Consider the following 13,420-nt stretch of genomic DNA (forward strand, 5'->3'; position numbering starts at 1 on the left):
TTACACGGATAAATTTATTATCTTTCCGTGTAATCCGCGTAATCCGTGCCTAAATCATGTCTATTGTAAGCAGGATTTTTTTTTGACACACCTTCTTTCTTTCTATATCAGTAAATGGACTCGGGTTTTTCCCGTGAACTTGTTTGTCCGGAAGTCAGGAATGCGCCGATGGCAGCGGGTGAAGTATGTTGTGCCGGATTGAATTTACCGGATTTCATATACTCTATGATACTGTACAACAGTTGTTTCTTTTCCGGATTCTTTTCTTGCTCGCGGAGCAGGTCCATGCTGCATACGACTAACTTTCCGTTCAGGCAGTTCGTTTCGAACAGATTGGTCAGGCGGCGGTTGTTGGCGAAGTTGTCCACGCATTCGATGAGGGGAGTGACTTCGGTATACAGGCTGTCGATACAGAGTGTCTTCGACTGTGTCGTGAGCCGCCACCATTGCCAGTCGGTATGGCTGTCGGTCGGAAAGTGTGCGAATGCCGGGTGGGCAGGGTCGAGCAGCAATCCCATTGTTCCTGCCTGTTTGGGGAAATGCACCGGGCTCCAGAATACGGGGACGAACTTTCCTTCCAGTCCTTTCAGGGATTCGTAAGGAGGGTTGAACAGCACCTTCTTCCCTTCTTGCAAGGCCTTTTCGGCAATGGCGAAACGGTCTGTGACGACGATGTCCCCTTTGTCGACGGTTAGGGATGCCGGGTACACCCATATCTTCCATTCGTTTGTGTAGGAGCTTCCTTTCAGTGTTGCCGACAAGGTCAGTTCTTTTGCTTCCGTGATTGGATCCAGGGGGCAACGGATGTCTCCGGCAGGGCTGTTTTCTCCGACGGGCAGCGAACGTGCCGGAAATTCTCCCTGCGCAACGGCTTGTCCGTCCGGGGCGGTCAGTTTCCAGCCGATAACGGCATTTTCGATCGTTTTGTCACTGTAGTTCACTACTTCGATGGCAGCTTCAAACGGTTCGCCGGAAGTATAGGTCGCTTTGGTGAAACGGGCCAACGGGGTAACCGGGGCGCAAGACTGGCGGAAGGCAGCGGCCTTTGTGACGCCTTTGCTTTCCCAGAAAGCATTCAGCAGCCCGACAAGAGCTGTCCCCTGTCCGGGGAAGTCGTGCAGGTCGAGCAGTTGGAAACCGCTGATTCCCGGAGTCTTCATTGCTCTTTCGATCTCTTCTTTGTAAAGCAGGGCTGCCAGTTTGCCGGTTGCCATCAGGTAGTCGTCTGCCTTGCCGGCCAGTCCTTTCTTTTCGAGGTCTTCTTTCACGCCTTTGAAGTTTAGCGGGTCCAGTACGCCGGTATATTTTCCGATCTCTTTCAGGTCGGGATAGACTGCATACTGTCCTATTTCATGTGTGATAAGCGGCACGTCCATCCCTTCGACCGATGCGGAATAATCTTTGTCGAACCGGGGGGATTCGGTGTTGAACACGCCCTGGCCGCGCACCCATCCTTTCTTCGTCCATTGGGTGATGAAGAAATCATCATCCGCTTCCGGCCAGTCTCCATGTCCTTTCTCAAAAGTGAAGGAGGTCGTCGTGTAGAGATGGCGCGGGTCCTTTTCTTTGACATGATTCAGAAGCGAGCCCAAGAACTCGAAGTCATATTGCAGCTCGTTCCCAAGACTGAACAGGCAGAAGGAAGGATGGTTGCCGTATTCTTCCAATATGCGGTCCGCTTCGGCATATAGATAGGGAGCGCGTTTGTCATTGCATAAATTGGTGGACCAGAGCGGCAGTTCGACTTGCAGGTAGAAACCGAGCGAGTCCGCCACTTCGAACGCCGCTTCCGGAGGGCACCAGGAATGGAAACGGAGGTGGTTCAAACCCCATTCGCGGGCAGTCGTGAATACCTTTTCCCATCCTTCGTGTTCCATCGGAGGGTATCCGGTAAGCGGGAATATGCAGCATTCCAATGTCCCTCTGAGGAAAATCTTCTGATCGTTCAATAATAAAGCCGGCCCATTCTTCCCCAAATCCCGGAAGCCGAAATTGATTTCCCGGATATCTTTATGAGGGTCTGTTTCAATGGAAGCCCGAAGGGTGTACAAGGTAGGCGTGAACTCGTTCCATACCTTCACTTCGTCTTCGATCGGACAAATCAGCTCGATCCGGTTTTCTCCAGGCTGAAGTGTCACGTGTTGTTGTACTTGTATAACGGGATCTGTTGCCGTCCGGATGTCGGCTTTCAGGGTGCCGGATGTTGCCGTTCCCGTATTGTTTACGAGGCATTTTACTTTTACTTGCTTGTTCTTATTATCCGGGTATGCTTGCAGGTCGCGGATCGAGACGGCATCTTTTGCTGTCAGCGAGATTTCTCCGATGATCCCGTTCCACATGATCTGTGTCTCGTTGGTATAGGCATGTGCCATATCGCCGGCCGTGATATCGTATCGTTTCCGGTTATCGACGCGGATCGTGATTTTGTGTCTGCCGGGAGTCAGCTGTTCCGTCAAGTCGTACAGGTGTGGAGCGACCAGGCTTTCCTGCATGCCTTCGACCTGTTTCCCGTCCACCCATACGGATGTTTGCCAGATGACGCGTTCCAGTTTGAGTTCGATCGCTTTGCCTTTCCAGCCGGAAGGTATATCGACTTCTTTGCTGTACCAGGCCGGTCCGACGTAACTGTTTTTGCGGGTCAGGTGGAGGACTTGCGGCTTTTGGATGGCAGGTTTTAATTTGTTGGGCGTTCCGTACCCGGCATCGTCGGTTGTTCCGGGCAGCTGGATCGTGTTCTTGAAGTTCTGTCCGGCCCAGTTCTCGTTTATTCCGGTATCGGTACTGTCTAACGCAAATTCCCATTCCCCGTCTAAGGAAATGCGGGCGGGATTGTTTTTGCATGAAAACAGGCACATCAGGAGGCCTGCCGTCAGGAGGTAAATGTTTATTCGTTGCATGGGTATTAAGTTTATCGTGTGCAAATTAAATCCTTTTCCAGCGTTTAAAGAATAGACTAAATAGGGATAATAATGGAGAATCTTATGATTGTATCCGACTGTCGAAAAGTAGCAAAATGTAGTTAATGACAATTTGTTAGATTTGCCCCTTTGAAGGGTGGGGAAATGTCTTTACTGCCGATTTAGCTTCTCGTTCCGGGATGGTCTGCCTTTGACTGAGTTCCGTTTTGTGTTGTTCTTTGTTCCATACAGATGCTTGCTTTGCAAGCTCAGAAAGCTGTTTTCATGCGGGAGCGAAACAGAACCGGCCCTACAAACATTTGATTGATAAGGCCGGTTCTGTCCTATTATCTGATCCCCAACTTTGCTTTGATCGCCTTCGGTATCGCATCCTTATGAACCATCACATAGATGGTTTTGGCGCGGACGAAGCTCTCGGACATGTTCAGGTAGCCGCCGAATTTGTTGCGGTCGGTTCCCCATGAGTTCTTGGTGATGTAATATTTCGTGCCGTTCTGGTCTTTGGTGATGCCGGTCACGTGCATCAGATGGTCGTCGGTAGTCACGAATGACTCGAAGCCTGCCTGGCGCACTTCCGGGGTCACGTTGATTTCCGGGTAAGGGCGTTCGAACTTGAAGACTTCTTCCAGGCGTTCCTTCTCACCTAATTTCTCGAAGCGGGCGCGATCCGTATTCGACAGGTCTTCCACCTTCTTCACTTCCGGGTTGATGGCGACACCGTTTGTAAAGGAGAATCCCTTCTCGCTCACGTCTCCGTCCCAGCAGACCGTATAACCGTTGTTCAGGGCATAATCTATCGTTTGCATCATCTCGTCGAGCGGCAGGTTGTACATCAGGGAATGTTCCCAGTTGTCGGGTACTTCCACGTCGAACTTCACGTAATACGGATGATGCGTGAAACTGGTCAGCTCGATGTAGTCGTCCATATTCAACCCTAATGATTCGGCAAACGACTTCGGTGTATATTCCTTCCCCTTATACGTGAATTTCTCCGGCAGCTTTCCTAAATAGGTGTCGAACAGGTTGGCAATCAGTTTGTCATATTCCGGACTGCGCTGTTTCGCCTTTACTGCCACATCGGCAATGGCGTGCATGTAGCGGACCATCTCGCCGTGGTTATGCCGTTCGGAGTCGTAGTTGATACCCGTGTACACCTCTTCGGGTACGATCCCCACCTGGCGATACGCGTTCATAAAGGTATGCGAAAGGCTGCCCTGTCCGATGTTACCGTCTCCACAGCGCAGGTAGTTGTCCTGTAACTGGTTCATGTATTTCTGGCGGACGATGAACATCTCCGAAAGGTCATACGTGCCCTTCCCCATACGGAGCAGTTCGGATTCCATAAACGAAGTCGTGGCAAAGCACCAGCAAGTCCCCGTTGCCGCCTGGTTCTTAACCGGGGTAGCGGGAACCGTTACCACCTCTGTAAACTGATACCCCTGGCCGAACACCGCCGAAGCAGAGAACGCCAACATGCAAGATAGAATAAGTGATTTCATAACATCCATTATTTTTTAATTTTTAATTCTTAATTTTCAATTAATCAAAATCCCCTCGCGAACATCTTCCAGAACTCGTCCGCCATCTCCTGCCAGCGCAGGATTGTCGCTCCTGCGAAGTCAGCCGTGTAGCCGGTCAGGAAAGCCCGTGCGGCCTCTTCCCCTTTGCCGTCCTGCAACTCTTTGTAGCGGCTTTCCACGAAAGGCATTTCCGATAAGCCCTTTTCCTCGAAGTGGGCGACCGCACCGTTGATCTTGTCTTTGGTCAGTCCCCAGCGGACCGTAGCCAACTTGTTTGCCGTCCGGTATTTCCAGACGATGGCATCCTCACGGTGGCGGTGCTGTCCGCAGATACCGAAAGCGGCCGGCAGGTCGGTCGTACCCGCAAAGATCGGGATGCGCGGGCTCTGTCCCGGATTGTCGAACGACAGCCAGGCGACGCCGCCCACGGCATCCGGCAACCAGCTGCGAAGCTGTATCACGTGCGAATAAGAACATTGCGGAACGGCTACCAGGCGATTGCGTGCCACTGTCCCTTCCTTCACACCGTTCAGCATATTCAGCATATCGGTTCCCATCCAGGGATTAGCTGCCGGACTCGTGATCGTATCCGTTTCCTTTGTCTCCCTGTTCTTGACAGCCACTTTCAGATTCTTCGTCATGTCCCATTCCGTCCCTTCGTAGGTCTGGCGCAACAATGCCATCACATCTGTTACGGCAACCGCTTTGTCCGGCTTCACGCTGATCGGCAGCTCTTCCGCATCGTACGACAGTTTGAGCGAAGGAGCCAGTGCGTTCAGGATGAAATACTCGCGGATGCTGAATGCCTTCGGCTCGCCGAAATAGTTGCCCCCGCTGTAGGCTTTCCAGAACTTGAACGGTTCCTTGCCGTCCCAGAACCCCATCTTTTTGGCAACGGAGAATACATTTTCCGAAGCCATATAACGATCCTTGTCTTTCAGGTCGAGCGTAGAGATACGCGAGATATTGGCCGATACCCCCACATGGTCGTCCGGAATGCGGACAGCCGCCCATACGCCCCCGATCTTGTCCGGCCCTTCGCCGAACACCTCGAAATGCCAGACCTCGTTCGGATCGGCAATTGTCAGGCATTCGCCCGAATCCCCGTAGCCATGTTCGGCAACCAACTGTCCGATCAGCCGGATCGCCTCGCGTGCCGTCGTGCAACGCTGCAAGGCTATCTTTTCCAGTTCCTCGATCATGAACATCCCTTTCTTGTTCTGTAATTCTTCACGTCCGGAGATGGTCGTCTCGCCGATCCCCAATTGCTTCTCGTTGAGGCAAGGATAGGAAGTATTCAGGAACTGGTAGGTGGAACGGGCTTCCGGGATCGTCCCCTTCAGTTCCATCCGCGTACGGTCGGCAGGATATTCGGTGTGCATCCGTCCGTTATAGATGGCGACTGTCGTGTCGCGCTCGTAGCGTGCCGCCGGGACGATCTCCATCCATGTGCGGTAGTTCCCGTCGCAGGTGTGGCTGGTCATGACCGAACCGTCGGCTGATGCTTTCTTGCCGACCAGGATGCTTGTACAACTTTCGGGAGTGTTGACCGGACGGGAGTATTCGATTTCCTGGGCCCGGAGGCTGTTCCCGTAACAGGTAAGTGCAATAATAAGGATAATTAGTCTATTCATGGCATTATATTTAATTTTGCGGCTAAAGATATGAAATTTTGTTATATTTGCTACCTCTTGCCAGGGGGATTAATCCCCCGGTAAAAGAGGAATATCCCTGTAAGGAAATAATTAAATATAAATATGCCATGAAGAAACTAATTTATTTAAGCACATTACTATTTCTATTCGTGTTGCCGATGATGGCACAACAACCTTTGTTTCCGACGCCGGCAAAGGTGCAGAACGCGAAAGGTACGTTCACCATTGGAAAGAATCTCCAAGTACAAGGCAATGGCGGGTATGCCGACAAGTTAGCCGCCGCCCTGCCGGCCGAGTTGAAAGAATCCGGCCTGCAATCGTCGCCTGCCAGCGGAACCATCCGCCTGGAACTGACAAACGACTGCAAGATGGCCGATGAAGCCTATACGCTTGTCGTCCAACCGAACAGTATCCTGCTGCAAGCCTCTTCCGAAGCCGGACTGTTCTATGCCAAGGAAGCCCTTCTGCAACTTTCCCGCTTCGGCAAAGGCAACGTGCGTGCCTGCAAGATACAGGACCAGCCCCGCTACGGCTGGCGTGGATTCATGCTCGATGAGAGCCGCCACTTCTTCGGTAAGGAAAAGGTAAAACAATATCTGGACATCATGGCGTCCCTTCGCCTGAACGTGTTCCACTGGCACCTGACCGACGAACCGGGTTGGCGCATCGAGATCAAGCGCTATCCGAAGCTGACCACCGAAGGGGCTGTCGGCAACTGGCACGATTCGAAAGCGCCCGCTACGTTCTACACCCAGGAAGAGATCAAGGAGATCGTCGCCTACGCAGCCGCCCGCCACATCATGGTCGTTCCCGAATTCGACATGCCGGGCCATGCTACCGCCGTCTGCCGTTCCTATCCCGAAATTTCCGGCGGAGGCGAGGGCAAATGGCAGCATTTCACGTTCCATCCCTGCAAGGAAGAGACGTTCGAGTTTATCAGCAACGTGCTCGACGAGATCGTCGCCCTGTTCCCGTCTCCCTATATCCATATCGGAGGCGACGAGGTGCACTACGGCAACCAAAGCTGGTTTACCGATCCCGAAATCCAGCAGTTCATCAAAGACAAGAACTTAGGTAACGAAACGGGCCTGGAACAGTATTTCATCCGCCGTGCCGCCGATATTGTCGCCTCCAAGGGCAAGACCATGATCGGCTGGGACGAGATGATCGATGCCGGTGTCTCTCCCGACAAGGCGGTCATCATGTGGTGGCGTCACGACCGCAAACACCAGTTAGTGAAAGCGCTTGAAAACGGCTACCGGGTGATTATGACTCCGCGCCGTCCGTTGTATGCCGACTTTATCCAGTACGGCGGTCATAAGGTGGGTCGTGTATGGGGCGGTTACAACACGATCGAGGACATCTACCGTTTCCCCGAACCTATCATCCATCTGACACGCGATTATGAAGACCAGGTGATGGGCCTCCAGTTCTCCCTTTGGACGGAACGGGTCGCTGATGCCAAACGTTTAGACTATATGACATTCCCCCGTCTGGTCGCTGTTGCCGAATCCGCCTGGACTCCTGCCAAGTCGAAGGAATGCAGCCTTTTTATGCAGAAGCTCCCTTACTTCCTGCAATTCCTTGGTGAAAAAGGCATCTACTACTTCAACCCCTTCAACCCGGAATCCACACCCGAACCCGGTGCACCGGACAAGGACGATGTGCTGAAGAATGGATAATATATAGATGGAAAAAGTGTATATTTGCATTTGACGTAACAGAAAGATAAGAAAGGAAAACTGGTATGGATCCGGATGTCAAAAACAAAGTGGAATATATTATTGCTGTGATAAGTGAGTTTGCTGCGGCACACTCACTTAACACATTGCAAGCCTATCGCTACCTGGAGAGGTTCAAAGGCCTTGACTTTGTGAGCCGTTTTTACAATGTGGAGCATACACTCTCGTTTGAAGACGTAATAGAAGATCTTACAGCTTATTGTCACAGGAAAGGAGGGGCATTGGTATGATATTGTATCATGGCTCAAACACTGACATTGCAGAGATAGACCTTTCGATGTCAAAGGTAGGTAAAGATTTCGGATGCGGTTTCTATCTTTCGGCTGATAAGGAGCAGGCTTGGGAGCTTGCTGCCCGGAAAACAGAACAATTGGGAGCAGGGGTTCCTATGTTGAACTCTTACGAGTTTGACGAGAGAAGTTTGCACGGTATAGGTTTGTCGGTTCTCGAATTTCGGGAATACAGTAGGGAATGGGCCGAGTTTGTGTTTGATGAACCGTCGGAATCGTACGCGTGTACCCTCGCATAGTTATGATATTGTTATTGGTCCTATTGCAAATGATTCGGTCGGCTTTCAGATACGACGACTCACTTCCGGTCTGATAGATATGGATAAGTTTCTTGAAGAACTTAAATATATGAAAGGGGTGACTATGCAGTACTTTTTCGGTACGGAGAAATCTATCCGATATTTAACCAAAGTAAGAAGTGGATTATGACCAAAGAACTATTTATGATAGAAGAGATTTCCAAGGAAATCGTATTGTTGCTTATGGAGGAGCATCAAATGGATATGAGTGAGGCTCTCAAGGCACTCTATACATCTGATACATATAGCCGGCTCATAGATCTTGATACAGGGCTATATGCTCAGAGTACAGCCTATGTGTACGAATATCTTGAAAAAGAATTGGTAACGGGGAAAATGATGTAAAGAATTTCCGATACCCGAACCCAGTGCACCGGACAAGGATAATGTGCTGAAGAATGGATAAAATATAAAGCACTTCTTTTGCCGTCGGCTGAAGCCGACGGTAGATAAAATATCCGGCTTTGCCGGTTCTTCTGTGGGGTTTAGCCCCTTGAAAATAAGATATATTTTTTTTCTTTCTACCGTCGGCTTCAGCCGACGGCAAGGGAGATAGATTCCTATTGCTTGGATTATATGCTGGTTTTATAGGAAAAATAGCTCATTTTCCCCCCTTTTTGAAAAAAGCGCAAAAAAAGGGACTGGTCGAGACTTGCCAGAAAACATCTCTAAACAATTGATTACAATCTATATAGTAAAGTCTTTTATCTCCTGGTGGAAAGTACATTTCTTACCCTGTTTTTGAGGGTGGTTTTTGCTCTGTTTTTTGCTTGTATATTATTGGGAATGAACAAGATAAATGGCTTTTTCCAAAATGACTAAAAAAACGTACGTTTAAATTCGTCATAATTCAGCTACAAAAATACAACTACTTTTTAAACCTGCAATTCTTTCTTCAAAGTTTTTTCCTTTTCTATATCGTTTCTTATCAATTAGATAGCCTTACCTGTACGAAAAACCTTCTTTTGATTACAAACCTTCCGAACCGCCTCCGAAAATGACGAATTTAAACGTACGTTTTAGCTGTCAAAGTACAGATGTTAACATACACCTATATAAGGTATGGCAGCTAAGGGTTGGACGATATTATTTCAATATTCATAGTATTATTAATTTAAATGTTTAAAGTATGAAGAAGAGAATCTTTACTCTTATGACAGCGGCTCTGCTCATGGCAGGTCCTGTTGTTAATGTTGCGTACGCTGCTGCTGGCGATATTACAGCTACAGCCGGTACTGCTGCAACTAAATTGGAAGGAACCAAGTTTTATTTGGGAACTGCTGTTAGTGCATTATTTCCTATTGAAACCGTTACCGGTTCTGACTATGTGACTATCGGTACAGGTGCAGCTGCCGATGCAAGCACTGCTGTTTTTGAAGTGCGCAACCTGAAAACGGTTGATGAAACATCTGTATCTTTCGAATTGTGGACGGCTGGCAAGCAGTTGGGTGTAAAAAATGATGGTACTAAATTTACTGCGAGTGACAAAGCAGAAGACATCTTTACTTCTTTTGTTGCTACCTATGCAGACAAGAAAGATGCCGGAACATTGAACATCGACAAGATTTATGTAAACAAGTTCGGGGCTACTGCAATCTCTGGTTGGAAATTCTTTACCGCAACTGTTGAACAAGATGCTGCTTTCTTGCAGGATTACAATAGCAAAGGCCTTACTTTTGGTTTCGAAGGTAAAAATGTGATCGGTAATGCTTTTGAAGAAACATTACAGGTGGTTCCGGTTGTGGCTACCGCTCTTGATGGAACTAATCCTACTAAAGGAGGCTTTGTTCTGGCAAAAGGAACAAAAGATGATATGAAAGCATTTGTCGCAGCTGCTGCTAAAACTGATGGAAGCATTATCACTGCTGCAAAGAAGGTTTCATTACTCTCTATTACAGACGAAACTTATAAGATTAACGGTGCTCAGGATAAAGAAGCTGCTGTTATCAAAGTCTTGGAAAAAGGTAAATATGTACCTGTTGCTGCAACTCAAATGCCCGAAGTGCTTTTTACAGGAGTTGAACAGGCAGACGTTCTGAACAACCCGGCTGCTTTGAAGCTGACAATGGGAAGTGTTGTTGTCGGTGGTGTTCAGCCTGACGGTAAAGGTGACAATGTGTATGTTACAACTGTTTTAGGTACAGGCTCTAAGTTGACAGCTAACCCTGCTATCTTAGGTACAAGCACCTACCTGGATGCCTCTGTTCTGCTGAAGAAAGATGCTGTTAACACTGTTAATATCTATTTCACAAGCGGAAAGCAGAGTATCGATGGTGATGAAGACTCACAGTATGAATATCACAAATACTTGGTAGCAGGTGCTACAACTACTGCTTATCAGCTTGAAGCTCGTGCTAAATCAGAGATCGATTTGGCTTCTCCGATGACACAGTGGGTTGTTTCCGGTTTCGATGGTAAGGCTTCCTTTACATTGACCAACCGTGAAGCCGTTTCTCCTGCTAAGGAATTAGTATTGAAACTGAAAGCTACAGATGTAGCAGGTGAATATGAGATTGAAAATGCTACACCTAATGATGATGATGCAATTGCAGCTGGTGTTACTGCTAACAGCACAGGTAATGCCGGTGATAAGAATCAATCTCTGATCGGTAAAACAGTTCGTTTCAACTCCGTTGCCACAACAAAGACTGACGGTTTCCTGGAAATGACAAAGGCTGAACGCGAAGGTGGTTTCCATCTGTTGTTCTCTGGTAAAGTGCCGGGTGGTGTTGCTGAAATGTATGGTGTGCTGAGTGCTAATAATGCTACCGGAACTTATCTGCCTAAGGAAGATAAGGGTGATTATGCTTTCACTGCTGAGGTTGTTAAGGATGGCACTCCGGCAGTTGCTAACTATATCATTAATGATGTAGATGCTGCTTATCTGGATAAAGATGGAAACATCGTAACGGTTAAAGATACGTTGGCTGTTCCTTCTTATAAATTGGTAGTTGGTACGAACAGCTCATCTAAAAAGGTCCTTTACCTTAAGAAGGATGCTGCAACGACGATCGATAAAGACGATACTAACGAAGGTGAATTCTTCTTCCGCAAGAACTATGACGGAACTTATGCAATGGGGTTGATTAGCACAGATTATGCTGGTAGTGTTAAAGCTGCTGCCAAAGCTGTAGAAGTTAATACTGCCGGTACTGCCTTTGCTACTGCTGGTACCGCTACCCTTTACGCTCCTACAATCAGCAACGTTACCATCGAGTTCAACGACAACTCCGATGCAACCTCTCTGCCTGCCGAACCGCGTCACGTATCATTCGATAACGTACTGGGTTCTGTAGCTATGCAGATGAATAAGAACAATCTGGAAGAAGGTATCCTGAGCAAGGACGGTTTGACTTTCTGGTTGGATACAGTGGGTAAGGCTGACGTTCCTAAGTTCTATATCTCTCGCGGTGTAGAAGGACAGGATGAAAGACTGTTCATGTTCAACTCTTCCGATTCTCTGGGTATCTTCTCTGAAGACGACGCTCAGTTGTCTGAAAACAAGAACTACCTGTTGGAAGGTTCTGCCAATGATCCGAAAGCCATCTTCCGTGCTGCTACTTTGACAGCCAAAGATACACTGACAACTGCTGTGGACGGTGATCTGGTTAAGAATGATCTGAAAGCATATCAGTACACGATCCAGTTGAACGACGAAGATGTAGACAACGAATATGTTGTGAAATCTGTTAAGGGTGGTTGGTTGTATGCATTGAACGGCAAATTAGGCTTCACTGCTACACGTTCACAGGCTATGGTCTTCACCCTCGGCGATGAAGCTCCTACCTCCAACGATGCGATCGAAGTCTCCGAAGTCAAAGTCATCGCCGGCGAAGGTCAGATTCAGATTGTTGGTGCTCAGGGTAAGAAGGTGGTTGTTTCCAACATCTTGGGCCAGGTGATTGCTAATACGGTTGTTGCTTCCGACAATGCTGCGATCGCTGCTCCGGCGGGTGTCGTTGTGATAGCTGTTGAAGGCGAAGCTGCTGTGAAGGCTATCGTTAAATAACGATTGATACTAAATATACAATACTGTCTGTCGTAAGGGCGGTTTGCGAACCGCCTCTACAGATAGATGACATTTTATAATCAAATAATCTAAATAATATCACGCGGTGTCCCTCCGCTTTTTGGCGGAAGGCCCAATTACCCCGCGAGGGAGAACAAGTGGTAGTATTAATACTAAAGTAATGAAATTAAAAGTTCTACTGCCAGTACCTCTGTGAAGAAAGAAAGCAGATCAAAAAGGAGGCTGTGTCGTAATTAAGTTTTACGGCGCAGCCTCTGTTTTAGTGGTTCCGAGATACACGTATAAACAGGTCAGGATGGGGCGTATTCCCCCCCCCATTTTTGACCTGTTTCGCTATTTTTGAGCACATTTTCTTTATGTTGAAGGCAATGGCGAAGAAGGCAAAGTCCATTGTGACCTTGTCTTTTTCGAAGTGGCGGAAGCGGCGGTATGCCATGTTGGGCTTCATCTGTCCGAAGACAGCCTCCGGTTCGATACATCATCGTCCGCGGTATCTGAGACTTTCTTCGGATGTCAACAGTTTCCGGGCTTTTCGTTTGTATCCGTTGAGTCTGTGGTTGACCTCGATTGTCCGTCGGTCACCATGGGCTTTGTAGCAGAGGCAGCGTAGCGGACACCCCTTTGCAAAAAGTAAAATCTCACCGGCAACATTTGCATATTGGTGAAAATTGTTTATCTTTGCAGTCGCAACGCGCCTGTGGTGTAATTGGTAGCCACGCCAGACTTAGGATCTGGTGTCGAGAGACGTGTAGGTTCGAGTCCTATCAGGCGCACCTTCAAAGACAAAAGAGCTTGTTCTGATGAGAACAGGCTCTTCCTATTTTATATTGATTATCAATGTAGTGAAACTGAGATTTCATAATAGGCGAAAAGATACTCACGATTCATGATTCCTGCACCACAGAAACCCCTATAAACAATTAAAGGCTGTCTCACGACAACCCCTAACCAACTTTGTTAACCTTA

7 protein-coding genes, 1 tRNA gene and 2 pseudogenes are annotated in these 13,420 nt (G+C 48.3%); 6 read left to right on the forward strand and 4 right to left on the reverse strand.

Features of this window, described 5'->3' with window-relative positions:
* Nucleotides 1-107 precede the first annotated feature (107 nt).
* The 3 genes from RDN79_RS18035 to RDN79_RS18045 all read right to left on the reverse strand — a co-directional run bounded on the left by RDN79_RS18035 (nucleotide 108) and on the right by RDN79_RS18045 (nucleotide 6,072).
* A complete protein-coding gene (locus RDN79_RS18035) occupies nucleotides 108-2,897 on the reverse strand; it encodes a glycoside hydrolase family 2 protein (protein ID WP_298550963.1) in 2,790 nt (929 codons plus the stop codon).
* 347 nt (nucleotides 2,898-3,244) lie between these two features.
* Nucleotides 3,245-4,417 carry an aminopeptidase C gene (locus RDN79_RS18040; RefSeq protein WP_298550961.1) on the reverse strand — a complete coding sequence of 391 codons (1,173 nt, stop codon included), beginning with the start codon at nucleotides 4,415-4,417 and terminating at the stop codon, nucleotides 3,245-3,247.
* Between the two features lie 44 nt (nucleotides 4,418-4,461).
* Complete coding sequence (locus RDN79_RS18045) at nucleotides 4,462-6,072, reverse strand: dipeptidase (RefSeq protein ID WP_298550959.1); 1,611 nt, start codon at nucleotides 6,070-6,072, stop codon at nucleotides 4,462-4,464.
* Nucleotides 6,073-6,200: 128 nt separating this feature from the next.
* On the opposite strand from RDN79_RS18045, the gene RDN79_RS18050 reads away from it, so the two are divergent.
* From RDN79_RS18050 to RDN79_RS18070, 5 genes and pseudogenes are all read left to right on the forward strand, one after another.
* Nucleotides 6,201-7,775 (forward strand): beta-N-acetylhexosaminidase, encoded by a 1,575-nt coding sequence (locus tag RDN79_RS18050; RefSeq protein ID WP_298550957.1) that lies wholly within the window; start codon nucleotides 6,201-6,203, stop codon nucleotides 7,773-7,775.
* 65 nt (nucleotides 7,776-7,840) lie between these two features.
* On the forward strand, nucleotides 7,841-8,065 hold the full coding sequence (locus tag RDN79_RS18055) for a DUF3791 domain-containing protein (RefSeq protein ID WP_298550955.1): 225 nt from the start codon (nucleotides 7,841-7,843) through the stop codon (nucleotides 8,063-8,065).
* Nucleotides 8,062-8,554: pseudogene (locus tag RDN79_RS18060) on the forward strand (DUF3990 domain-containing protein). Before RDN79_RS18055 ends, RDN79_RS18060 begins: the two are co-directional and overlap by 4 nt.
* 14 nt (nucleotides 8,555-8,568) lie before the next feature.
* The gene (locus RDN79_RS18065; protein WP_374044532.1) at nucleotides 8,569-8,769 is read left to right on the forward strand and encodes a hypothetical protein; all 201 of its coding nucleotides are present in this window, start codon (nucleotides 8,569-8,571) and stop codon (nucleotides 8,767-8,769) included.
* A gap of 784 nt (nucleotides 8,770-9,553) precedes the next feature.
* The gene (locus RDN79_RS18070; RefSeq protein ID WP_298550951.1) at nucleotides 9,554-12,433 is read left to right on the forward strand and encodes a DUF6383 domain-containing protein; all 2,880 of its coding nucleotides are present in this window, start codon (nucleotides 9,554-9,556) and stop codon (nucleotides 12,431-12,433) included.
* A gap of 280 nt (nucleotides 12,434-12,713) precedes the next feature.
* On the opposite strand, the pseudogene RDN79_RS18075 reads toward RDN79_RS18070, so the two are convergent.
* A pseudogene (locus RDN79_RS18075) lies at nucleotides 12,714-13,076 on the reverse strand (transposase); the annotation flags it as partial.
* Between the two features lie 69 nt (nucleotides 13,077-13,145).
* Between RDN79_RS18075 and RDN79_RS18080 the strand changes: the two are divergent.
* Nucleotides 13,146-13,227 (forward strand) — tRNA-Leu (locus tag RDN79_RS18080).
* The last annotated feature ends 193 nt before the right edge of the window (nucleotides 13,228-13,420 follow it).

The sequence above is a fragment of the uncultured Parabacteroides sp. genome (assembly GCF_902493135.1).
Lineage (GTDB): Bacteria > Bacteroidota > Bacteroidia > Bacteroidales > Tannerellaceae > Parabacteroides.